At 67.1% G+C, this 22,220-nt stretch carries 24 protein-coding genes; 11 read left to right on the top strand and 13 right to left on the bottom strand.

Annotation, left to right across the window (positions count from 1 at the left end):
* Nucleotides 1-27: 27 nt before the first annotated feature.
* Both LDO22_RS09970 and LDO22_RS09965 read right to left on the bottom strand, forming a co-directional pair.
* Nucleotides 28-597 carry a hypothetical protein gene (locus tag LDO22_RS09970; protein WP_224026974.1) on the bottom strand — a complete coding sequence of 190 codons (570 nt, stop codon included), beginning with the start codon at nucleotides 595-597 and terminating at the stop codon, nucleotides 28-30.
* A 5-nt stretch (nucleotides 598-602) separates the two neighbouring features.
* Nucleotides 603-992 (bottom strand): PLD nuclease N-terminal domain-containing protein, encoded by a 390-nt coding sequence (locus LDO22_RS09965; RefSeq protein ID WP_224026973.1) that lies wholly within the window; start codon nucleotides 990-992, stop codon nucleotides 603-605.
* A 61-nt stretch (nucleotides 993-1,053) separates the two neighbouring features.
* On the opposite strand from LDO22_RS09965, the gene LDO22_RS09960 reads away from it, so the two are divergent.
* Entirely contained in the window at nucleotides 1,054-1,365 is a 312-nt protein-coding gene (locus LDO22_RS09960) for a DUF4229 domain-containing protein (RefSeq protein ID WP_224026972.1), read from the top strand.
* Here LDO22_RS09960 and LDO22_RS09955 read toward each other — a convergent pair.
* The 5 genes from LDO22_RS09955 to LDO22_RS09935 all read right to left on the bottom strand — a co-directional run bounded on the left by LDO22_RS09955 (nucleotide 1,362) and on the right by LDO22_RS09935 (nucleotide 5,769).
* Nucleotides 1,362-2,243: a 1,4-dihydroxy-2-naphthoate polyprenyltransferase gene (locus LDO22_RS09955; protein ID WP_159630854.1), complete on the bottom strand. Its 882-nt coding sequence runs from the start codon at nucleotides 2,241-2,243 to the stop codon at nucleotides 1,362-1,364. The two genes, LDO22_RS09960 and LDO22_RS09955, sit on opposite strands and share 4 nt — an antisense overlap.
* 75 nt (nucleotides 2,244-2,318) lie before the next feature.
* Nucleotides 2,319-3,527, bottom strand: coding sequence for an AMP-binding protein (locus LDO22_RS09950; protein WP_224026971.1), 1,209 nt, complete (start codon nucleotides 3,525-3,527; stop codon nucleotides 2,319-2,321).
* A gap of 12 nt (nucleotides 3,528-3,539) precedes the next feature.
* Nucleotides 3,540-4,493, bottom strand: coding sequence for a 1,4-dihydroxy-2-naphthoyl-CoA synthase (locus LDO22_RS09945; protein WP_224026970.1), 954 nt, complete (start codon nucleotides 4,491-4,493; stop codon nucleotides 3,540-3,542).
* A gap of 22 nt (nucleotides 4,494-4,515) precedes the next feature.
* On the bottom strand, nucleotides 4,516-4,956 hold the full coding sequence (locus LDO22_RS09940; RefSeq protein WP_159630860.1) for a VOC family protein: 441 nt from the start codon (nucleotides 4,954-4,956) through the stop codon (nucleotides 4,516-4,518).
* A gap of 51 nt (nucleotides 4,957-5,007) precedes the next feature.
* Nucleotides 5,008-5,769 (bottom strand): CPBP family intramembrane glutamic endopeptidase, encoded by a 762-nt coding sequence (locus LDO22_RS09935; protein ID WP_224026969.1) that lies wholly within the window; start codon nucleotides 5,767-5,769, stop codon nucleotides 5,008-5,010.
* Nucleotides 5,770-5,977: 208 nt separating this feature from the next.
* Here LDO22_RS09935 and LDO22_RS09930 point away from each other — a divergent pair, with 208 nt between their 5' ends.
* The gene (locus LDO22_RS09930; protein ID WP_159630864.1) at nucleotides 5,978-7,441 is read left to right on the top strand and encodes an amino acid permease; all 1,464 of its coding nucleotides are present in this window, start codon (nucleotides 5,978-5,980) and stop codon (nucleotides 7,439-7,441) included.
* A 102-nt stretch (nucleotides 7,442-7,543) separates the two neighbouring features.
* Here the strand turns inward: LDO22_RS09930 and LDO22_RS09925 are convergent, their stop codons facing one another.
* Nucleotides 7,544-8,281 carry a dienelactone hydrolase family protein gene (locus LDO22_RS09925; RefSeq protein WP_224026968.1) on the bottom strand — a complete coding sequence of 246 codons (738 nt, stop codon included), beginning with the start codon at nucleotides 8,279-8,281 and terminating at the stop codon, nucleotides 7,544-7,546.
* Nucleotides 8,282-8,406: 125 nt separating this feature from the next.
* On the opposite strand from LDO22_RS09925, the gene LDO22_RS09920 reads away from it, so the two are divergent.
* On the top strand, nucleotides 8,407-9,462 hold the full coding sequence (locus LDO22_RS09920; protein WP_224027210.1) for a DNA polymerase IV: 1,056 nt from the start codon (nucleotides 8,407-8,409) through the stop codon (nucleotides 9,460-9,462).
* A 160-nt stretch (nucleotides 9,463-9,622) separates the two neighbouring features.
* Here LDO22_RS09920 and LDO22_RS09915 read toward each other — a convergent pair whose 3' ends face one another.
* Complete coding sequence (locus tag LDO22_RS09915; RefSeq protein WP_159630868.1) at nucleotides 9,623-9,799, bottom strand: CsbD family protein; 177 nt, start codon at nucleotides 9,797-9,799, stop codon at nucleotides 9,623-9,625.
* A 126-nt stretch (nucleotides 9,800-9,925) separates the two neighbouring features.
* Here LDO22_RS09915 and LDO22_RS09910 point away from each other — a divergent pair, with 126 nt between their 5' ends.
* From LDO22_RS09910 to LDO22_RS09895, 4 genes are all read left to right on the top strand, one after another.
* A complete protein-coding gene (locus LDO22_RS09910) occupies nucleotides 9,926-10,600 on the top strand; it encodes a pentapeptide repeat-containing protein (protein WP_224026967.1) in 675 nt (224 codons plus the stop codon).
* Between the two features lie 118 nt (nucleotides 10,601-10,718).
* Nucleotides 10,719-11,945, top strand: coding sequence for a thiolase family protein (locus LDO22_RS09905; protein WP_159630870.1), 1,227 nt, complete (start codon nucleotides 10,719-10,721; stop codon nucleotides 11,943-11,945).
* A complete protein-coding gene (locus LDO22_RS09900) occupies nucleotides 11,945-12,751 on the top strand; it encodes an enoyl-CoA hydratase/isomerase family protein (protein ID WP_224026966.1) in 807 nt (268 codons plus the stop codon). Before LDO22_RS09905 ends, LDO22_RS09900 begins: the two co-directional genes overlap by 1 nt.
* 3 nt (nucleotides 12,752-12,754) lie before the next feature.
* Nucleotides 12,755-13,627 carry a 3-hydroxyacyl-CoA dehydrogenase family protein gene (locus LDO22_RS09895; RefSeq protein ID WP_224026965.1) on the top strand — a complete coding sequence of 291 codons (873 nt, stop codon included), beginning with the start codon at nucleotides 12,755-12,757 and terminating at the stop codon, nucleotides 13,625-13,627.
* Nucleotides 13,628-13,651: 24 nt separating this feature from the next.
* Here the strand turns inward: LDO22_RS09895 and LDO22_RS09890 are convergent, their stop codons facing one another.
* Nucleotides 13,652-13,885, bottom strand: a complete 234-nt coding sequence (locus LDO22_RS09890; protein WP_159630874.1) for a DUF6480 family protein — start codon at nucleotides 13,883-13,885, stop codon at nucleotides 13,652-13,654.
* Nucleotides 13,886-13,959: 74 nt separating this feature from the next.
* Between LDO22_RS09890 and LDO22_RS09885 the strand changes: the two genes are divergently transcribed.
* The gene (locus LDO22_RS09885; RefSeq protein ID WP_224026964.1) at nucleotides 13,960-14,616 is read left to right on the top strand and encodes a GNAT family protein; all 657 of its coding nucleotides are present in this window, start codon (nucleotides 13,960-13,962) and stop codon (nucleotides 14,614-14,616) included.
* On the opposite strand, the gene LDO22_RS09880 is transcribed toward LDO22_RS09885, so the two are convergent.
* Nucleotides 14,601-15,437 carry an SGNH/GDSL hydrolase family protein gene (locus tag LDO22_RS09880; RefSeq protein WP_224026963.1) on the bottom strand — a complete coding sequence of 279 codons (837 nt, stop codon included), beginning with the start codon at nucleotides 15,435-15,437 and terminating at the stop codon, nucleotides 14,601-14,603. The two genes, LDO22_RS09885 and LDO22_RS09880, sit on opposite strands and share 16 nt — an antisense overlap.
* Before the next feature lie 176 nt (nucleotides 15,438-15,613).
* Here LDO22_RS09880 and LDO22_RS09875 point away from each other — a divergent pair, with 176 nt between their 5' ends.
* Together LDO22_RS09875 and LDO22_RS09870 are read left to right on the top strand one after the other, a co-directional pair.
* Entirely contained in the window at nucleotides 15,614-16,333 is a 720-nt protein-coding gene (locus LDO22_RS09875) for a tyrosine-protein phosphatase (protein ID WP_159630880.1), read from the top strand.
* 96 nt (nucleotides 16,334-16,429) lie between these two features.
* Nucleotides 16,430-18,628, top strand: coding sequence for a S1 family peptidase (locus LDO22_RS09870; protein ID WP_224026962.1), 2,199 nt, complete (start codon nucleotides 16,430-16,432; stop codon nucleotides 18,626-18,628).
* 80 nt (nucleotides 18,629-18,708) lie between these two features.
* On the opposite strand, the gene LDO22_RS09865 is transcribed toward LDO22_RS09870, so the two are convergent.
* Together LDO22_RS09865 and LDO22_RS09860 are read right to left on the bottom strand one after the other, a co-directional pair.
* Nucleotides 18,709-19,416, bottom strand: coding sequence for a DUF4397 domain-containing protein (locus LDO22_RS09865; protein WP_224026961.1), 708 nt, complete (start codon nucleotides 19,414-19,416; stop codon nucleotides 18,709-18,711).
* Between the two features lie 99 nt (nucleotides 19,417-19,515).
* The gene (locus LDO22_RS09860) at nucleotides 19,516-19,950 is read right to left on the bottom strand and encodes a hotdog fold thioesterase (protein ID WP_159630886.1); all 435 of its coding nucleotides are present in this window, start codon (nucleotides 19,948-19,950) and stop codon (nucleotides 19,516-19,518) included.
* A 142-nt stretch (nucleotides 19,951-20,092) separates the two neighbouring features.
* On the opposite strand from LDO22_RS09860, the gene paaZ reads away from it, so the two are divergent.
* The gene (gene paaZ / locus LDO22_RS09855; RefSeq protein WP_224026960.1) at nucleotides 20,093-22,204 is read left to right on the top strand and encodes a phenylacetic acid degradation bifunctional protein PaaZ; all 2,112 of its coding nucleotides are present in this window, start codon (nucleotides 20,093-20,095) and stop codon (nucleotides 22,202-22,204) included.
* The last annotated feature ends 16 nt before the right edge of the window (nucleotides 22,205-22,220 follow it).

Below are 22,220 nucleotides of genomic sequence, written 5' to 3'. Positions count from 1 at the left end.
GCGGCCGGCAAGGCAAGGACGGGCGGCTCAGCCCCGCGGACGCTGACGCTTCAGCCAGGCTCCCGCGGGCGGCAGGAACAGGAGCACCAGCCCGGCGAAGGCCAGGAGAAGTTCGGCGCCCCACAGCATCACCACGTAACTGCCCGCGGCGCCACTGGGGACCAGGAACGCGGACGCAAGGACCATGACGGGCAGATGGCCGGCCAGCAGCAGCACCAGGGCCCAGCGGCCCCAGGTCCGGCGGCCCATTACTGCGGCCAGGACAGCGGCCTCCAGCACGGTCACCAGGAGCAGGGCGCCGATGCTGCCCCAGAACACGATGTTCGCTGCGGTTCCCACCGATCCGGCGTCGCTTCCCGAGGCCATGTCCGCCACCACTCCGCGAAGCCGCTGCAGGTTGGAGTCACGGGCCACGAAGGAGCCCAGCAGGACTGCCAGCCCGGCGGCGAAGCTGAAGAGCCACAGCGACCGGGCGGTGCGGACAGTCCGCGGCACAGGGGGAGCGACCGGGATGGGCGGTGGCGCTGAGTAGGACAGGCCGGGCCTCGGTGGGGGAGCGGACAGCCGCCGCTCTTCTCCTCCGGAAGGGGACGCCATGGGCGTTATTTCAGTCCGTCGGTATCGTGTTCGTCCGTGCCGCGCGGGTGCTTCCCGCCGTCCTCCTTGGCCTTGGACTCCAGCTCGTCACGCAGCTTCTTCAGCCGCTCGGCCTCGGCCTGGTTGCGGCGGCGTGCCTCCAGGTTGCGCAGGAAGTCCGGGTCGTCATCCGGGGCGGTGGGGTGCGGGTAGCTGGGCCGCGGCTGCGCAGTGCCGCGCGGCCGGCCGATCAGCAGCCACAGGACGGCGCCGAGGACGGGGAGGACGATCTGCACGATGATCCACGCGGGTTTCGAAATGCCCCGGGTCAGGCGGCCTTCAGTGCGGATCACGTCCACCAGGCCATACACAAAGATGACGAGGACTGCGACGGCCAAAGCCACACGGAAGAGCATGCCATTAAGTCTATCGTCAGGACGCGCAGGGGCTGCTGGCCGGGGCGGCTAAACTTGAATAGTGGCCTTTTTGAAATACTCCCTGATCCGCCTGGCAATCTTCGTGCCCCTGTTTGTCCTGTTTGCGCTCCTGCAGGTCGGGGCGCTGATGGCGGTTATCTGCGCCGCACTCATTGCGTTTGCCATCAGCTACCTGTTCTTCCAGAAGCAGCGCGACGCCGCCTCGGCAGCCCTGCAGCACCGCTTCTCCGGGAAGGCCAAGCCGATGCGTTCCGCCGGCGAGGTCCAGGACGCCAACGCCGAGGACGCCCTGCTGGACGCCAACCCGGACATCACCATCAACAACGCCAAGGGCAGCGGCAAGAAGAGCTAGAACCCGTGGCTGAGGACCAGCCCCAGTGAGAACAGCACGCTGTAGCCGAGGTTGATCAGGCCGGTCTGCTTCAGGACCGGGATCAGGCTCTTGCGCTTGCGGCCGTTGATCATCAGCCAGGCCGGCATCAGGCAGGCCGGAATGAGCAGCAGCACGATCAGGATCCACGGCCGTCCCGGCGCCAGGATCACCACCAGCAGGATGGCTACGGCAAGCATCAGGACGTAGCTTTCGCGCGCGTGCTTGTCCCCAAGCCGCACGGCCAGGGTTTTCTTGCCGGCCTGCATGTCGGTGGGAATGTCCCGGACGTTGTTGGCCATGAGCAGTGCGGTGGCGATCAGCCCGGTGCCGATGGCGCCGATGACCGCGGACAGGCTGATGTGCCCTGCCTGGGTGAAGGTGGTGCCCAGGGTGGCCACCAGGCCGAAGAAGACGAACACGAACAGGTCGCCCAGGCCCATGTAGCCGTAGGGGTTCTTGCCGCCGGTGTAGCCCCACGCGGCCATGACGCAGCCCAGGCCCACCAGGATCAGCCACCATGCCTGGGTGAGGACCACCAGGACCAGGCCGAACACCATGGCCAGGGCGAAGGCGCCGAACGCCGCCCACTTGACGTGTTCGGGCTTGGCGGCACCGGAGCCCACCAGCCGCAGCGGACCCACCCGGTCATCGTCCGTCCCGCGGATGCCGTCCGAGTAGTCGTTGGCGAAGTTCACGCCCACCTGGAGCAGGAGCGCCACCAGCGCCGCGAGGATCGCATTGGGCAGGAGGAACGAGTCCATTTCGTAGGCGGCGGCGGTGCCGATCAGCACCGGCGCGATCGCTGCCGGCAGCGTCCGGAGTCGGGCGCCTTGGATCCATTGGGCGGCTGTTGCCACGGTTAGTACCTCGTGTTGTTTCGGTAAGACGGCTGGATGGAACGTGTGCACCGGCCGCGGTGGTGCAGGTCCACTCTACTTTCCCCCGTGCCGGGAGCTGAGTTCGGCGGCCATGGCGAGCCGGTCCGGTTTTCCGTTGGGCAGCATCCGCAGGGCAGGCGCGGTGAGGACCGTTTTGGGCGCCAGCACCCCCAACTGCCGCTGCCAGTGCTGTTGAAGCACGACGCCGGGGTCCCCGGCTTCCTGCCCGGGTCCGGCTTCACCGGCGGCACCCTGGGGTGCCAGCGCCACGTAGGCCGCCACCGCCTGGCCCCATTCCGCGGAAGGGACGCCGGCCACGAAAGCCGCTGCGACGGCGTCGGACTTTTCCAGCTGCTCCTGCACGTGGCCGGCCGATACCTTGACGCCGCCGGTGATGATGACGTCGTCCGCCCGGCCCAGCACGGTGAGCCGGCCGTCGTCGTCAATCGTGCCGAGGTCGCTGGTGCGGTACCAGCGAACCCCGTCCTCCTCGAAGAATGTTCCGGTTTCCTCGTCCGGGGCCTCGATGTACCCGGCAGCCACGGTGTCCCCGCCCAGCAGGATCCGGCCGTCCTCCGCCACCCGGACCGAGACGCCTTCCAGGGGGTAGCCGTCGTACACGCACCCACCTGAGGTTTCCGCGGAACCGTACGTGGTGACCACCCGCACTCCTGCGTCGCGGGCGGCGTCCAGCAGGGCCGGGGATGCAGGGGCCCCGCCCAGCAGGATGGCGTTGAAACGGCGGAGCACGGCAAGCGTGTCCGGCGAAGGATCGTCCAGGAGCCGCTGGAGCTGCGTGGGAACCAGGGAAGTGAAGCGGATCTTGTCCGTGAGTTCCAGCGCGGCCGCCGTGAAGGCCTCCGGGGTGAAGCCGCCGGACATGTCCATCACCCACGGCCGGGTCCCGGCAAAGAGGGACCGCACCAGCACCTGGATGCCGGCTACGAACTGCACGGGCAGGGCCAGCAGCCACTGGCCCTCGCCCTTGAGCCGCAGCGCGGTGGCCATCGAGGATGCCGCCAGGGACTCCACGGTCAGCAGGGTTGCCTTGGGCGTGCCGGTGGAACCGGAGGTGCGGACCACGGCCACGGCGTCGTCGCAGCCGGGGGTCTCCACGTGGCCCACCACCAGTTCACCGTCCGGTCCAACGGACAGTTCGACGGCGGGGCCCTCGCCGTGGAGGGCGGCCGCGAGGGCTTTCAGGGCCGGTTCGATGTTGAGCGGGCCGCCGTGGGCGGTGCTCGGTGAGGCTTCGCTGTTCATTGCCGTCCTGCCTTAGAAGTAGTGCGGGAAGCGTGACCAGTCGGGGTCGCGTTTTTGCAGGAAGGCCTCCTTGCCCTCCACAGCCTCGTCCGTCATGTAGGCCAGCCGGGTGGCTTCACCGGCGAACACCTGCTGGCCGGCCAGGCCGTCGTCGGCAAGGTTGAACGCGAACTTCAGCATGCGGATGGCCTGCGGGGACTGCCGGGCGATGTCAGCTGCGTACTCGAGCGCCACCTCCTCCAGGCGTTCGTGGTCCACGGCCTCGTTGACCGCGCCCATGCGGACCATGTCTTCTGCGGAATATTCGCGGGCCAGGAAGAAGATCTCGCGGGCGGTCTTTTGGCCCACCTGCCGGGCCAGGAGCGCCGAGCCGTAGCCGGCGTCGAAGCTTCCCACCGTGGCGTCCGTCTGCTTGAACTTTCCGTGCTGCCGGGACGCGATGGTCAGGTCTGACACGACATGCAGCGAGTGGCCACCGCCGGCTGCCCAGCCGTTGACGACGGCGATGACCACCTTGGGCATGGTGCGCATCAGGCGCTGGACTTCCAGGATGTGCAGCCTGCCGGCCCGGGCGGGGTCGATGGTTTCCTGGGTCTCGCCGTCGGCGTACCGGTAGCCATCCCGGCCCCGGATCCGCTGGTCGCCGCCGGAGCAGAAGGAGTGGCCGCCGTCCTTGGGGGAGGGGCCGTTGCCGGTCAGCAGCACGGTGGCGACGTCCGGCGTCATCCGGGCGTGGTCCATGGCGCGGTAGAGCTCGTCCACGGTGCCGGGCCGGAACGCGTTGCGGACCTCCGGGCGGTTGAACGCGATCCGGACCGTGGGCAGGTCACGCACCCAGCCGCCCCCGGAATCCCGCTCCACCTGCCGGTGGTAGGTCATGTCCTGGAAGTCCTCGAAGCCGGAAACCACCCGCCAGCGCGTGGGATCGAAGACATCGGACACGGGGGCGGGGATCTGGTTGCTCACCGTCCAAGTCTAGTAATCGTGCTTAGCTGATGCAGAACTCGTTGCCCTCGGGGTCCGCCATGGTGTGCCAGGAATGCGGTCCCTGCCGAGCAGACCAGAGGAAGGAAGCCCCGCGTGCCTCGAGTTCGCGCCGCACCTCATCCTTGTCCCTGCCGTCCAGCCGGACGTCCCAGTGCACCCGGTTCTTCACCGTTTTTCCCTCGGGTGCGGTCTGGAACAGGATGCGCCGCTGCGGATCCTTGGCCTCGATCTCCTCCGGTGGCCGGATGGCGGCGCCGTCCTTCCACACCAGGTTTCCGCGGTGCGTCGTGGTCTGGTTTTCGGTGGCGTAGCCCTGCTCAATCATGGAGCGGATAAAGCCTGCGTCCTGCGGTTCCACCGCCCACTGCAGGGTTTCGGCCCACCAGTCGGCCAGCTCATGCGGGCTGGCGCAATCGACAACGATCTGGATGTTTAGTCCCATCCGTCCACGGTAAGGGCGGCCGGGGCGTTGCGGAAGGTCCTGTGCGCGCGCCTAGGCCTGGACGTTCTGCATCTGGTTGAACAGTTCCGGCGGGATGGCGTAAACCAGGATCACGGCCAGCAGGTTCTTGGCGGCGTGCACGAAGTAGGAAAACATGAGGTTCTTCCCGGTCCACATGTAGACGGACACCAGGGTGGCACCCATGGCCAGGTAGGGGAGCAGGGCAGTCAGGGTCAGCGCCTCCTGCCCCACGATGTGCAGCGCGGCGAACAGCACCACGGACAGGGCGCAGCAGATCCAGACGTTCACGCGCCTGGACATCTTGCCGATGAGCAGGTGGCGGAAGATGTACTCCTCCACGAACGGACCCACCACCACCAGCAAAGGCACCATGAGCCATGCGGGGACCTGCTGCATCAGCGCCTGCAGCCCGGCCTGGTTGGCGGAGGTTTCAACCTGCCCGTTCGCGGCCACCACGACGGCGGTCAGGATCATCATCGCGATCACGGCTGCCGGCACCATCAGCAGGGTGAACCAGGGCCGGGTCCCCAGCACTCTAAGGTCCCGCGCCACCACCCGGCGGGCGGCCAGGAGCGCGAGTATTCCCACGGAGGCATAGAACAGCAGGTTCACGGCATAAGAGGCCGCTGCCGGGGACGGGGCCACCAGCCGAAGCAGTGGGGACAGCACATTGCCGGCCACCGCGAAGAACCCGGCAATGGCAACGTAGAGGCACAGTGTGGCCAGGTCCAGGGGCGAAAACCGGTACAGCTGGGGTTGCGGGGCGGGCGGTAAGCGGTGGGCTGTTGCCATGCCCCCAGCCTATCGCCGGGCGCCGGGGTGTAGTGCGCGTCACGTACCACCCCGGACCGTCTTGTAAGATGGTCAGGTCGCGTGAAGCTTCGGCAGTTCGGCCGATCCACCCTCACATCTGCTGGTCCCAAGGCCTAAAGGCCGAATTTTGTGAGCTTGATCATACGAAGACCGGATGCGGCCAACCCCCAACCCACAAGGAACAGTTGTGCCTCAAAGTACCCCCACAGACCTCAAGAACAGCACGGCGCCATCCTCCGCCGTCGACCCGTCCCTCAGCGCCGAGGGCTACAAAAAGACGCTGGGCCGACGCCACGTCACCATGATTGCCATGGGCGGCGCCATCGGCGTGGGCCTCTTCATGGGAGCCGGCGGACGCCTGGCCTCCACCGGCCCGGCCCTGATTTTCTCCTACGCCATTGCCGGCGTCATTGCCTACCTGCTCATGCGGGCCCTGGGCGAACTCATCATGTACCGCCAGACCTCCGGCTCCCTGGTGAGCTATTCGGGGGAGATGTTCGGCAAAAAGGGCGCCTACCTGTCCGGTTGGATGTACTTCATCAACTGGGGCATGACGGGCATCGCGGAGCTCATCGCCATCGGTCTGTACTTCCAGTTCTTCTTCCCCAACGTCCCCGTGGAAGCCTCGGCCATCGCGGCCCTGGCTCTGCTGGTGGCGGTCAACCTGCTGAGCGTTAAGGCGTTTGGCGAATTCGAGTTCTGGGCGTCCTGCCTCAAGGTCGGCGCCATCGTCATCTTCCTGGCCGTGGGCACCTTCATGGTGGTCACCAATGCCCAGGTGGGCACCGGGCATGCCTCGGTGGCCAACCTCTTCGCAGCCGACGGCGGCATGTTCCCCAAGGGTGCGCTGGTGATGGTCCTGGTCCTTAACGCCGTGATCTTCGCCTACAACGGCATCGAGCTGGTCGGAGTCACTGCCGGCGAGATGCAAAAGCCGGAGCGCGAAGTGCCCAAGGCGATCCGAGCCGTCGTCCTGCGCATCGTGGTGTTCTATGTCGGTTCCGTGCTGCTGCTGGCCATGCTGCTGCCGTCCGACCAGTACAAGGCCGGCACGTCGCCGTTCGTGACCGTTTTCGGCCAGATGGGCCTGGGCTGGGTGGGCGATGTGATGAACATGATCGTCATCACCGCCGCGCTGTCCTCGTGCAACTCCGGCCTGTACTCCATTGGCCGGGTCTTCCGCACCATGGCCAACAACGGCCACGCCCCGCAGTGGCTTACCAAAATGTCCAAGCGGCACGTCCCGTATGCCGCCATCCTGGCCATCGCGGCGTTCTACCTGGTGGGCATCCTGCTGAATATCTGGCTGGGCGGTTCGCACGCCTTCGACCTGGCGCTCAACAGCGCCTCGATCGGCGTGATCTTCTGCTGGGGTGCCATCTTCGCCAGCCAGATCGTGCTGCGCCGCCGCAAGGGCATCACCTCCACCCTGCCGATGCCCGGCTCGCCGTGGACCAGCTGGGCCGGACTGCTGGGCCTGCTCGCCATCACCATCCTCATCGGCTTCGACACCATGACGGACAAGGCCACCGGCGAGGTGTTCTACCTGGGCCTCTGGACCCTGGGCACGATCCCGTTCTTCGCCGTGCTCCTGTGGCTCGGCTGGCAGAAGGTCAAGAACAACGAGCCTAAGAGCGAGCTCTTCAGCTAACGCTTTCCGGACAATGTTCGACGGCGGGGCGCCCCTTCAGTGGGTGGCCCGCCGTCGGCGTTTCCACGGAGTGCCGGACAGGTCCAGCCCCTCTGCTGCTGCTTAGTCCTTCAGGTACCTGGCGAAGTGGTCCTCGATGCGCTGCCAGGCCTCCGGGGCTGACTCGGGGTCCGGCCCCACGCCCATGACCCGCATCAGCGGCCTGAGGAGAACCGGCCCGATTTCTTCGTCGTTGAGGAAGGCGTGCCCGGCGCCGGGAAACTCCTTCACGCTGTGCTCGATGCCCAACTGGTCCAGCGCAGTTTCGAGGCGCGCCGCAGCCCTCTTCAGGGACCTGTCCGCGCCGCCGTAGTTGGCCACGATGGGGCAGGAACCGCGCAGTGCGTCTTCCAGTTCCTGCTGCTGCTTGCCCGGGAGCCGGCCGTAGTTGACGGAAGCGGCGTCGAACCCGTCACGCGCCACCAGCAGGGCGAACCCGCCGCCCATGCAGAAGCCGATCACCCCGGTTTTGCCGTTGCACAGTTCAGACTCCGCGAGCCAGGTACGGGCCGTGGCGATGTCGGTGAAGGGACGCCCCGTACGGGCCGCCATGGCGCGCATGGTTCCCACCAGGCAACGCCGCGGACCGCCGTCGCTGTACAGGTCCACGGCCAGGGTGAGGTACCCGGCCCGGGCCAGCCGGTCCGCGTGCCGCCGGGTCTGGTCGTCCAGGCCGAACGCTTCATGGATCATCACGACGCCGGGAAACGGCCCCTGTCCAACAGGCACGGCGAGGTAGCCGTGCAGGGAGGGGGAGCCGCCGGCAGCCGCGCCCGCAGCGCTGAGGTCTACGTTCGTCATGGGCCAAGGCTAACCGGCGGTGCCCGGGATGTCCCGCGTTTGTGCCCCGGGGTATTCGACGGCGGGAGGCGGGGTGGTGCACGCTGCATGGCGGGGGCAGACTGGGGCTTGTGAGCGAACAGTGGGTGCTGCATGTGGACCTGGACCAGTTCATCGCCGCCGTCGAGGTACTGCGCCGTCCCGAGCTTGCGGGCAGGCCGGTAATCGTCGGCGGCCGGGGCGACCCCACGGAGCGGGCAGTGGTGTCCACGGCGTCCTACGAAGCACGGGCCTACGGCGTGGGGTCCGGAATGCCGCTGCGCATCGCCGCGCGGAAAGTGCCCGATGCGGTCATCCTGCCGGTGGACCACGAAGCCTACCTGGAAGCATCCGAAAAGGTGATGGCGGTCCTGCGTGCCCAGCCGGGAACCACCGTCCAGGTGCTCGGCTGGGACGAGGCGTTCGTCGGGCTCGAGGCGGCCGATCCCGAAGCCTTTGCCCGCCGGCTGCAGGAGGCAGTCCTGGCGGAAACCCAGCTGCACTGCAGCGTCGGCATCGGGGACACCCTGGTCCGTGCCAAGGTCGCGACGACGTTCGGCAAACCCGCGGGCGTTTTCCGCCTCACGCAAGGGAATTGGCTTGAGGTCATGGGGGAGCGGCCCACCATCGACCTCTGGGGTGTGGGAAAGGCGGTGTCCCGCCGGCTCGCCACCCTGGGGATCACGACCGTTGCCGAACTGGCAGCGGCGAACCCCGATGACCTGGTTCCCGAATTCGGTCCAAAAATGGGGCCCTGGTATGCGCAACTGGGACGGGGCGACGGTTCCCGGACCGTCGATGACACCCCGTGGGTGGCGCGCGGGCACAGCCGCGAAACCACTTTCCAGCGGGACCTGACCGACGGGGCGCAGATTGAGGACGCCGTCCGGGAGCTGGCTGCGCACGTCCTGGAGGATGTTGCCGCCGAAGGCAGGCCGGTGGTCGGCCTGACGTTGAAGGTCCGCTACGTTCCCTTCACCACCAGGACTTACGCGCGGAAGATCCCCGAGACCTCCGATCCCGCGTTGGTGCTGGCAGGGGTGCTTGGCCTGGTCTCAAAGATCGAACCCGGCAACGCTGTCCGGCTGTTGGGTGTCCGGGCCGAGATGGCCATGCCCGAAGATTCCCGGAAGGGGCACACCCCAACCCGCAGCGGCTGGTGAACCCCATCGATTGCTGAGTAGATGCCGTTTTGGGGCCCCAAAACGGCATCTACTCAGCAATCGATGGTGGGTGGACAGCGAAACGGCGGCAGATGCATTGGATCCGCCGCCGTTTTGGGCTGTTGCAGCACGCCGTTCGCTGCGGCTGCAGCAGCAAGGACTAGTTGCGCTTGAACTCGTCCTTCACGCTTTCGCCCACCTTCTTGGCGTCTGCCTTGACCTGGTCGGCCTGGCCTTCTGCCTTCAGGTGGTCGTTGTCGGTCGCGTTGCCTGCAGCTTCCTTGGCCTTGCCGCCAAGGTCCTCTGCCGCGTTACTGATCTTGTCTCCGAGGCCCATGGTTCCGGCCTCCTTTCGTTTCCGTCGATCAACCGTGCCCTTTCACCATAAACAAAGCTTGCTTACTATTTCAAGTACCCTGTTGCAGTTGCGGCCGGCTGGCTGCAGCGGCACTAGGCTCGGCCTATGGATAAAGGACGTGGCACGGCGGCGGCCAAGGTGGCCCCGCCCCGGCTTTCCGCCGTGGAACTGCAGGATCTCGAAGAACTGCAGGATCCGGTATTCCGCCGCGGGGACCGGTACGAAAATCTGCGGTTCAACCGCGCCGCCCTGGATGGCCTTGACCTGGGTGAGGCCGTATTTGCCGAGTGCCGGTTCGATGCTGCCTCTTTCAACGACGCGCAGCTCCGCGGCACCTCGTTCCGCGACTGCATCCTGGCGGAGGCGTACGCGCCGGTCTTCCAGGGTGCCCGCAGTACCTGGCGGGACGTGGAGCTTCGCAACCCGCGCCTGGGCTCGGCCGAATTGTATGAAAGCGGCTGGCAGTCCGTCCGGATCGAAGGCGGCAAGCTGGACTACCTCAACCTCCGCGGCGCCAAGCTCGCGGACGTGCTCATCAGTGGGTGCATCATCAACGAACTGGACCTGGGGGGTGCCGGCGCCACCCGCGTGCGGTTGGAAGACTGCACCCTTGGATCACTTGACCTGACGGGTGCCAGGCTGAAGGACTTCGACATCAGGGGCACGGAGTTCCGCCGGGTCAGCGGCCTTGGCAGCCTGTCCGGGCTCGTGATCGATGAGTATCAGTTGGGGCTCCTGGCGCCGCTGATCGCTGCGCATCTTGGGGTGAGGGTCCTGTAACCGGATGCGCGGCCGGGGCTGCCCGTGTACCATTTACAGAACGAACGGTCGGTAAGTGGGAAATTTCGCTGCGCCGGCCGCCGATGACAGTGCTGTTTATCGCGTGAAGGGTGTTTCCATGGCTGCAACCGCAGGTCCGCAGGCTTTCCTTGTTGGTGGGGTCCGAACGCCCGTAGGCAGGTATGGGGGCGCCTTGTCCTCCGTCCGGCCGGATGATCTTGCGGCCCTTGTGGTCCGGGAAGCCGTGGAACGCGCCGGCCTGGATCCTGAGAGCATCGACGAAGTCATCCTGGGCAACGCGAACGGCGCGGGGGAGGAAAACCGGAACGTGGCCCGCATGGCCACCCTGCTGGCCGGGCTGCCCCTGCATATTCCGGGAATCACGGTCAACCGGCTCTGCGCTTCCGGCCTCAGTGCCATCATCCAGGCCAGCCACATGATCAAGGCCGGAGCCGCTGACATCGTCATCGCCGGCGGCGTGGAGTCCATGAGCCGCGCCCCTTGGGTCCAGGAGAAGCCTACTGCTGCGTTCGCCAAGCCGGGCCAGATCTTCGACACCTCCATCGGCTGGCGGTTCACCAATCCCCACTTCCTGCACGGCGGCCTGTCCCGGGACGGCAAGATGACCTACTCCATGCCGGAAACGGCGGAGGAAGTAGCCCGGGTGGACGGCATCTCCCGTGAGGACGCTGACGCATTCGCCGTCCGGTCCCACCAGCTTGCCCTGGACGCCATCGAGGCCGGCCGGTTCAAGGACGAAATCGTGCCCGTCACGGTCAAGACCCGCAAATCAGAGACCGTGGTGGACACCGACGAGGGCCCGCGCGCCGGTACCAGCATGGACGTGCTCGCCAAGCTCAAGCCCGTGGCGCACGGCGGTTCCGTGGTGACGGCCGGGAACTCCTCGTCCCTGAATGATGGCGCCTCCGCCATCATCATCGCCTCGGAAGCAGCCATCGAGCGGCTGGGCCTTACCCCCCGTGCCCGCATCATCGACGGCGCCTCTGCCGGCTGCGAGCCCGAGATCATGGGCATCGGCCCGGTCCCCGCCACCCAGAAGGTGCTCAAGCGGAGCGGCCTGAGCGTCGGCGACCTGTCCGCCGTCGAACTCAATGAAGCCTTTGCCACGCAGTCCCTGGCCTGCATCCGCCGGCTTGGGCTGGAACCGGAGATCGTGAACCGCGACGGCGGCGCGATCGCCCTGGGTCACCCGTTGGGTTCCAGCGGGTCACGGATCGCCATCACCCTGCTGGGACGGATGGAACGCGAAGACGCGAAAATCGGCCTGGCCACCATGTGCATTGGCGTAGGCCAGGGCACGGCGATGCTGCTGGAAAAAATCTGATGGCGGCGGCGGTGGACCTGGCAGCAGAAAACTTCTCCGCGCTCCTGGTGGAGGAGCGCGAGGACCGGGTGGTGGTGCTGCTCAACCGTCCCCAGGTGAAGAACGCGATCGACCAGCAGATGGTGGACGAACTCCACACTGTCTGCGCGGCCCTGGAACAGAACCCCAAGGTACTGATCATCGCCGGCGTGGACGGGGTCTTCGCTTCCGGCGCCGATATTGCCCAGCTGCGCGAACGGCGCCGCGACGATGCACTGGAGGGCATCAACTCCACCATCTTCGTCCGGATCGCCAAGCTGCCCATGCCGGTCATCGCGGCCCTGGACGGCTACTGCCTGGGCGGCGGCGCGGAACTCGCCTACGCCGCGGACTTCCGAATCGGCACCCCCAACGTGCGGATCGGCAACCCGGAAACAGGGCTCGGAATCCTTGCGGCGGCCGGTGCCAGCTGGCGGCTGAGGGAACTCGTCGGCGAGCCGCTGGCCAAGCAGATCCTGCTGGCCGGACTGGTCCTTGGCGCCGAGGAAGCCAAAGCGGCCAACCTCATCACGGAAATCCACGATCCGGCAGAACTCCTGGAGGCTGCCCACAGCCTGGCCAGCAGGATCGGGCGGCAGGACCCGTTGGCCGTCCGCATCACCAAGTCCGTATTCCACGCCCCCGCAGAAGCGCACCCGCTGATCGACCAGCTGGCCCAGGGCATCCTCTTCGAGTCGCAGGCCAAATTCGACCGGATGCAGGCGTTTTTGGACCGCAATGCAGCGAAGAAGGCAGCCGCCTCCGCCAACCCCGCCGATGGAAAGTAGACCATGAGTAATTCATCAGTAGCCCCCGGCCTTCCCTCGTACGTGGGCGTGCTGGGCGGCGGCCGCATGGGCGCCGGCATCGCGCACGCCTTCCTCATCAAGGGCGCCAACGTGCTGGTGGTGGAACGCGACGACGTCTCCGCCGAAGCTGCCCAGGAACGGGTGGAGTCCGCAGCCTTGAAAAGCATTGAACGCGGGGCGGTGGATGCCAACTTCGAAGAACTGGTGACCCGGCTGACCGTCAGCACCGACTACGACGCGTTCAGGGACCGCCAGTTGGTGGTGGAAGCAGTGCCCGAAGACTGGGACCTGAAAGTCACCGCGTTGCGCGGCATCGAGGAACGGCTGGCAGAGGATGCCTTCATGGCGTCCAACACGTCATCGCTGTCCGTCAACGGCCTGGCCCGTGAACTGAAGCGGCCGGAGAACTTCCTGGGCCTGCACTTCTTCAACCCCGTGCCGGCATCCACCCTTATCGAGGTGGTGCTGGGGGAGCGCACGTCTCCCGAACTTGCTGATGCGGCGAAAACCTGGGTGGAGGCACTCGGCAAGACCGCCGTCGTGGTCAATGACGCCCCCGGCTTTGCCTCCTCACGCCTGGGCGTGGCCATCGCACTGGAGGCGATGCGGATGGTTGAGGAAGGAGTGGCCTCCGCTGAGGACATCGACAATGCCATGGTCCTGGGCTACAAACACCCCACCGGCCCGCTCAAAACCACGGATATTGTGGGCCTGGACGTACGCCTGGGAATCGCCGAATACCTCCACTCCACCCTTGGCGAGAGGTTTGCACCCCCGCAGATCCTCAAGGACAAAGTGGCCCGCGGTGAACTTGGCCGCAAAACCGGCAAGGGATTCTTCGACTGGCCCAGTTAGGCTGACCGCCTGGCGGAACACGGCCTAGTCGAAGAAGCCCACGATGTAGCCGATGAAGTACAGCAGGCACAGCAGGACTACGACGCCGATGATGCCGATCCACAGGAACTGGGTGCCCTTCCCGGTGCCGCGCTCCTCGTGGCCCTGAGGGCCGGCGGTGGAGGCTTCCCCCGGCGGGGTTTCGCCCGGCGGAACCCCGCCGCCAGGCTCCAGGCCGGTGATCTTGTCGTCCTCGGGATCCGGGTTGGTTCCTGACACAATAACTCCCTCGCTCGACGTCGTGGTGCTTGCCCCAGCGTAACCCGCGCGGCCGGCGGGCCTAGGCTGGTGCAGTGACTTTCCTTGAACCCCTTACCCTGACCGGCCGCCACGTAATCCTGCAGCCGCTCGCGGAGGAACACCACGACGGCCTGCTGGCCGCAGCCAGCGACGGCGAACTCTGGAAGCTCTGGTACACGTCGGTGCCCGCGCCGGACGCCATGGCGGCGGAGATCAGGCGCCGCCTCACCCTGCAGGAACAGGGATCCATGCTGCCTTTCACCACCCGGCTGATTGATCCGGGCACAGGTGGCCCGGGCCGCATCATCGGCATGACCACGTACATGAACATCGACGCCGCCACGCCCCGCGTTGAAATCGGCTCCACGTGGAATGCGGCCTCGGTGCAGGGGACAGGGACCAACCCCGACTCCAAGCTCCTGCTGCTCCGGCATGCCTTCGAGGCGCTGGGCTGCCCCGCCGTGGAGTTCCGCACGCACTGGCTGAACCATCAGTCGCGGGAAGCCATTGCCCGGTTGGGCGCCAAGCAGGACGGTGTGCTCCGCAGCCATTCACGGACCAGCGATGGAACCCTCCGGGACACGGTGGTGTTCTCCATCCTGGAGCACGAATGGCCGGCCGTCCGCGCCGGGCTGGAATACCGGCTGGCCCGCCGCGCCCAGGGTGCGGAGCGCACCCCGGGCGCTGACCGTGCTCAGGGAGCGGAGTAGACGCCCGAACTGCTCAGCGCAGTGAAGTAGGCCTGGTAGCCCGCGGCGTTGGGATGGAAGTTGTCCGGGCTTGCGGGGTTGGCAAGGTCCAGGTTGATCCAGGGATCTGCGGAGTTGACGCCGTGCCCGGCAAACGCGGCCCTGACATCGACGTATTGCGCCCCGGTGGCAGCGGCGGCCGCTGCGATGGAGGCGTCCAGGCCGTCCGCCAGAAGGGTGGCCTGGTTGATGAACAGGGACAGTGGATCCGCGGGGTTCGGGGCCACCGGATCGTAGAGGTACGGGTATCCCGTGACAACGATCCTGGCATTGGGGGCTGCGGCCTTGACACTCTGGATCATCGAGATGACGTCGCGGGTGAGCTGCCCGCTCCCGATCATTGCCGCCGCGGCGGACGTAGCCGCGTCGCAGGCAGGGGCTGCCGCGGGATCAGAAAGAGCAGCACCGCAGGAGGTAATGATCTGGCCGAAGCCCAGGTTGTTGCCTCCCGCCGTAATGGTCACCAGTTCCGTGCTCTTGTTCAGCTGGCGAAGCTGGGTGTTCACCACATCCCAGGTGGTCTTCCCACTGCACGCAGCATTGACCACCAGCTGCACGGTTTTGTCCACGTCTGCCAGCTCGGAATAGGCGTTGTCGCTGCGATAGCAGCTGTCCAGGTAGGGACCGGCCCCTTGTCCGGCGGCATAGGAATCCCCCAGGGCAATGTATTTCTCTTTGTCCACGGCCTGGGCCGGGGCCGCTGCCATGCCGGCGGTGATTGCCAGGGCTGCGAGGGCGGCTGCGAAAGCCGGACGGCGCCGCTGTACTGCTGGACTTGCCATGAATTTCCCCTTTGAACAGTTACCTCTTTGAACAATGACCTCATTGGACACCGCGGGCAGGTACCTAGGTGCCACAGTATTGCCACCCTGCGCGGCGGTCAGCAGGCCTTTGTGCCCTGGTGAAATGTCCGCTGCTGTGCAGTGCGCCGTTCAGGGGCGTGTGGTTAGCTGTGCGGATGAGCAAGAAGGGCACGTCCGTGGACTGGGATGGAGCTGTAAACGCATGGCGCATTTCGGGCGGCATTTACCGGATGGGACGCCGCGAGTGGCTCACCGCAGCGGGGTGGAAAGAGGCGTTCGACGACGGCGTCCGCACCGTCGTCGATCTCCGCAACGCAGTTGAGGCGCGGCGCCGGAGCAATGACCCCGAGGTGCCGGCCGCGGCCTGGGCGGGCATCGACGTGGTGCAGGCACCCACGGAGGAACCGGAGGATCCGCGGTTTACCGCCGTCACCGGTCCCTACCTGAACGACCCCGCGCACTACGCCGAGAATGCGCGCCTTTTCCCGGAAAAACTGGTGGGCGTCTTCCGGGCAATTGCCCTCGCCGCGCCCAAAGGGGATGTGGTGCTGCACTGCGCCGCCGGCCGTGACCGGAGCGGTTTGATCGCGGCCATGGTCCAGGACCTGGCTGGTGACTCGGACGAGGCTATTGCCGAGGGCTACCGGCGGGCGGCCCGCGGGATCAACGAGCGCTACCGCACCCATGGTCCGCCGCACGGCCGGGAGCGGTACCTGACCGGGCCGGAGCTTGAGCCCCTGCTGGAACGGCGCGGGCTCGCGGTGGTGTCATTTGTCCGTGACCTCGGAACCCGTGGCTATCTCCTGGCGCACGGGTTGCGGGAAGCGGAGCTGGATTCCGTTTCCGCCTTGGCATGCCGAAAGATACCCTTGTGACTTAAGTTACTGATGTGGCTGTTGATATTTGATGTCGGCGGCCGCGGTCGCAGGGCGCCCGCACGCAGGCGCGGATGAGTGGAACGGCGAACCCCCATGAAGAGAATCTCCGCCACAGGAGCCATAGCCGCCGTAGTGCTGTCGTCCGGGTTGGCTGCCGGCCCCGCAGTGGCCGTTCCGGCGCCGGCCACCACTGGCAGCCCCATGGCGGCGCCTGCGCCCCAGGGCCCCGGCGCCCCCGGCACGGCTACGGGCGACGAGGCGGTTTCCGGCGCCCCGACTGCTCCTGTCAACGCGGCTGGGCCCTCCGAGGCAGGCCTTGCTGAAGCGCTTCGCCGGGATCTTGGCATCAGCGTGGCCGAATTCAATGCTGCCGGTGAACTCGGCCGGCGGGCCGCCGGCGCCGCGCCCACCCTTCGGGCCTTGCCTGGCTTCGTTGGCATCAGCCTGAAAGGCGGCACCATCAGGGTGGAAGGCGACGGTCCGGAGCTTCAGGCCGCGGTGGATGAACTGAACCGCTCCGGCCCGGCCGCCTTTGTACTGGTTCCCCCGACGGTCACCCTCCCGGCCACGCCGGCTGTCCCCACCGCCTCCCCGGCGGCCCAGGACACGCCTCCGCCGGCGAACGGGCTGGTCGCAGCCGACCTCGACCAGCTGTACAAGGCCTATGTCCGCGACGTTGGCACCCAGGGCCTCCAGGCGGTTGCCTACACCGACGGTCATTTCGTCATCCGGACCGGGTCCGTCAACATCGCAGAGTCCGGGACCCCGGGCAACCAGCCGGACCCGGTTCCTTCCGCCGGCCAGCCGTCCGGAACCGGCAAAATGACGCCGGCACAGTTCGTCGCGCGGTACGCCAACGTGAAACTGGAGAAGGGTGCTTCCCTCAAGACCGAGGGGGACCTCCTCGGCGGCCAGGGATACTACGTGGACAGCACCGCCATCTGTTCAGCCGGTTTCAGCGCGTTCAGTCCGGCCGGGCTGCCGCTCGTCCTGACCGCCGGACACTGTGCCAGGGATGGATTGGCGCGGCAGGCGTCAGTGGAACCTCCCGGGTGGGCGCCCGCGAGCGGGCCCGGCGCCCTGACGCCTCAGCCGTTGCCTCCGCTGTCACCCCTGGGCAGCTTCGGGTTCAGCCAGTTCGGCGGCCCCGGAAACTCGGCAGCGGCAGACGGATCCGTGGCAGGGACCGACATCGCCGTCATCCAGGACATCGCGCCTTCCGTGAACCCCGAGCCCTCCACCACTACCTGGGGCAACTCCAGGACGCCCGATCCTGTCAGGATCGTGGGAACCACAGCGCCCTTCCAGGGCCAGGACGTCTGCAGGTCCGGACGGACGTCCGGCTGGAAGTGCGGCACGGTCGATGCGGTGGGCATCTGGATGATGCCGGGCCAAAAGAGTGTTCCGCCCAACTACGACAACGACCTCCGGCCGGTCCGTGCCTTCGATTCATCGACGGTCACGTCGGCGGGCGGCGACTCCGGCGGCCCGTGGATCAGCGGCAACTTTGCCGTTGGTACCCACACCGGTGCCGAAAGCCAGAACGGCGTCCAGACGCGGGCCATTGCAGCCACCCTGGAGGATGCCCTTGCCGTGCTGCCCGGCTACCAGCTGGAAGTATTCCTCAACAAGCCTGCCGTCACGGCCCCCGCACCCGGGAAGGCCTACCAGCCGGGCCAGGTGATCAGCGGCCAGGTTCCCGCTGCTCCGGCATCTGCGGTCGCCGCCGGATCCACGGTCCGGGTCACGTTCCAAGGAAAGGATCCGTTTGAGGTGCCCGTGCATAATGACGGGACATGGAGTTTCACGGCTCCGCAGGGTACGGACCCGCTGCGCTTCACGGCAGAAACCGTGAACGGGTACAGCCGGTCGGGCACCAACAGCTTTGAGTTTGCGTCCGCTGCAGCGGCACCGCCCGCCCCGCCGGCAAGTCCGGCACCGACTGAGCCACCGGCAAGCCCCGCACCAGGCAACACTGCCCCGGCCACTCCTGCCCCGGCCACTCCCGCCCCGATCACCCCGGCCGCGACCGACCCGGCCCCAGCAGACCCGTCGCCTGCCCCGCCGTCGGCGAGCCCCGTCGTCGTACTTCCGCCGGCAACCAGCCCCGCTCCCAGCGCTCCTGCGGGCCTTGCCAACACGGGCGGAAACGGTGATCGCGCCGGCGGCGGCCTGGCCTACACGGGATCAGCCGGGCTCATCCCCGCAGCGGCTGCTGCCGCGGGCGTCCTCACCGTCGGGATCCTGCTGACGGTACTTGTGCGCCGGCGGAACCGGCGGCCTTCGCGGTAGCCGCTACGGGCCGGCCTACAAGGACCGGCCCGTAGCGATGCCGAGGGAATGGCGCTTCGCGCCTCCCGGTTGCGGTAGCCTCAGTGGCGCCCGACGCACCTCTCTTTGCCGTCAACCACCTGGACAGCCACGTCCAGCGTGCCGTCCGCCAGGCTTCCCCAGGCGTAGACGATGGTGTTCTTCCCAGCTTCGACGGTGATGTCAGCAGGGCCGATCACGGGGTCGGTGGTCCCTGCCGCTGCCACCGAGGCTGAAACCGTGCCGGCCTTCAGCTTCAGGGTTGCCTCATCCGGGTTGCTGAGGCCTTCAATTACGGCGGTTCCGCCGGCCAGTACGTCCACCGCGGGCGCTGCGGCGACGTGCCGGACCGTCAGCTTGCCCTTCGTGTCATTGCCGGGGGCCTTGGTGTCGTTGGTGAAGAGGGTCGCCGTGGGGGCTCCGCCGGCGTCAAGGTGCGCCACTGCCGTGTAATTGCGGCCCTCGTCGAGCTGCACATCCACCGGGCCGATCACCGGATTGTCGGCGCTGGTGGCGTCCGAAGCGGTGATGGCGATCTGGTAATCGCCGGCGGCCAGTTCCAGCGGTCCGGCCAGGGTGCCGGGCGTGAAGTCATCAAGGGTGAGCTCGCCGTTCACCCAGACATCCACAGTCAGGCCGGGTACCCCGTGCAGGACGGACAGCTGGGCGGGGTCGTCATCGTGGTGCCAGTTGCCGGCCTGGGCGGGAGCGGCGAAGGCCAGTGAAGCAGCTAGGGAAAGTGCTCCGGCGGCGTAGGTTATTTTGCGCATGTCGAACTCCTTGGGGGATGCCCGGTATCCGGGCTGGTGATGCTGACACGCTTATTACCTCTGGAAGGCCGCCCATGGATGCACAGCCGGGGATTTTTTTCAGTTTTTTCGCTTCATCAGCAGGTTGGTGATGCGCAGCGTGCACAGCCGCTGGCCGGCCTCGTTGGTGATGAGCACCTCGTGCGTGGTCAGCGTCCCGCCCAGGTGGATGGGCGTGGCGGTAATGGTCACCTGGCCCTCGCGTGCGGAACGGTGGTGCGTGGCGGAAACGTCAACGCCCACCGCCGTCTTGCCCATGGTGCTCGCGTGGATGACGGCCGCCCAGGACCCCACCGCCTCGCCCACGGCCAGCGAGGCGCCGCCGTGCAGCAGCCCAAACGACTGCCGGTTGCCCTCCACGGGCATGGTGGCCACCACGCGCTCCACTGACTCCTCCAGGATTTTTACGCCCATCTTCTCGTCCAGCTCCCCGAGGGTGATTTTCCAGAGCTCATGCTGGTTATCGGAAGCATCCTGGGGCGACGGGGCGTTCATGCGTTCTCCTTTGGGTGGCCAATTCGGTCCTGGCCTTCTAGTGTGCAGCACGGCACTTCATGTATGGTGAATATATTACCGAACGGACGGTCAGTAATGGCCGCCCTGTTTGCCTGCCCCCTTGTTGGAAGGACCGTCAACGATGACCACCACAGCCACAGCTCCCCAGGCCACGGTCGACACCGTGGAGACAGTGCCCAGCTTCGTCATGGACGCATGGTGGACGCCCGACGCCGGCTCCTCGGCTTCCGCGGTCCCCGTCCGGGATGCGAGCACGGGGGAGGTCCTGGCCAAGGTGAGCACGGAAGGCCTGGACCTCGCCGCCGTCGTGGAGTACGGCCGCACCACCGGCCAGACTGAACTCGGCAAGCTGACCTTCCACCAGCGCGCCCTCAAGCTCAAGGAGCTGGCGCAGTACCTCAACGCCCGCCGTGAGCACTTCTACAACTTCTCATTCCAGACCGGCGCCACCAAGATCGACTCCATGGTGGACATCGACGGCGGCCTCGGCGTCCTCTTCACCTTCGGCTCCAAGGGCCGGCGCGAGCTGCCCAACTCCCAGGTGGTGGTGGACGGCCCCATGGAGGTGCTGTCCAAGGACGGTTCCTTCGCCGGCGAACACATTTACACCCGCATCCCCGGCGTCGCGGTTCAGATCAACGCCTTCAACTTTCCGGTCTGGGGCATGCTGGAGAAGTTTGCCCCCGCCTTCCTGGCCGGCGTCCCCACCATCGTCAAGCCGGCCACCCCCACTGGCTATGTTGCCGCCGCCGTGGTCAAGGCCATCGTTGAGTCCAACATCCTGCCCCAGGGTTCGCTGCAGCTCATCTCCGGTTCCGTCCGCGGGCTCCTGGATGTACTGGATTACCGCGACCTGGTGGCGTTCACCGGGTCCGCCTCCACGGCCAAGTCCCTCAAGTCCCACCCGAACGTGGTGGAGGGCGGCGTCCGGTTCACGTCCGAGACCGACTCCCTGAACGCTGCCATCCTGGGCCCCGACGCCGTGGAGGGGACCCCGGAATTCGACGCCTTCGTCAAGTCCGTGGTCACCGAGATGACCGTCAAGGCCGGCCAGAAATGCACCGCCATTCGCCGGGCCATCGTGCCGCAGGAACTGGTGCCCGCCGTGTCCGCAGCCATCGGCAAGCGCATCGCCGAGCGCGTGGTCCTGGGCGACCCCCGCGGCGAAGGCGTCACCATGGGCGCCCTCGCGTCCGTGGAACAGCTGGAGGACGTCCGCGCCGCCGTGCAGTCAATGCTCGACGCCGGCGGTGAGCTGGCGTACGGAACGCTCGATTCGCCGTCGGTCACCTCCGCCGACGGAACCACCGGGGTAGTGGACGGTGGGGCCTTCATGGCTCCCGTGGTCCTGAACTGGGACAACCCGGAAGCTGAAGCCATCCACTCGCTGGAGGCCTTCGGGCCGGTATCCTCGGTGATCGGCTACAAGGACCTGGCGGACGCCGTACGCCTCGCCGCCCGCGGTGGCGGCTCACTGGTGGCCTCGGTGTGCACCAACGATCCCGAGGCGGCCCGCGAGCTGGTCACCGGCATCGCGGCCCACCACGGCCGCGTCCTGATGCTGAACCGCGAGGACGCCCGGTCCTCCACCGGCCACGGCTCACCCGTTCCCCACCTGGTCCATGGCGGCCCCGGACGCGCGGGCGGCGGCGAGGAACTGGGCGGCATCCGGTCCGTGCTGCACCACATGCAGCGGACCGCCATCCAGGGCTCCCCGAACATGCTCACCGCGGTCACCGGTGTGTGGCACACCGGGGCCGACCGCAACTTCACCGTGGAGACCGAGGGCGCGCATCCGTTCCGGAAGCACCTGTCCACCCTGCGGATCGGCGACGCCGTCCGTTCCGACCTGCGGCAGGTCACCCTGGAGGACATCAGCGCGTTCGCCAACTCCACCGGGGACACGTTCTACGCCCACACCAACCAAGAAGCGGCGGAAGCCAACCCGTTCTTCCCGGGCATCGTGGCGCACGGCTACCTGCTGCTGAGCTGGGCCGCCGGACTCTTCGTGGAGCCTGCACCGGGCCCTGTCCTGGCCAACTACGGCCTGGAGAACCTTCGCTTCATCACCCCGGTTGCCGCCGGCGATTCCATCCGGGTGACCCTCACCGCCAAGAAGATCACCCCGCGCGAAACCGACGAATACGGTGAGGTGGCCTGGGACGCTGTGCTCACCAACCAGCACGACGAGATCGTGGCCACCTACGACGTCCTCACCCTGGTCGAGAAGTAAACCCCTAACGCCCCAT

The sequence above is a fragment of the Arthrobacter sp. NicSoilC5 genome (genome assembly GCF_019977395.1).
Lineage (GTDB): Bacteria > Actinomycetota > Actinomycetes > Actinomycetales > Micrococcaceae > Arthrobacter.
Note: the sequence above shows the minus strand (reverse complement) of the source record. Positions and strands in the feature narration are given on the sequence as shown.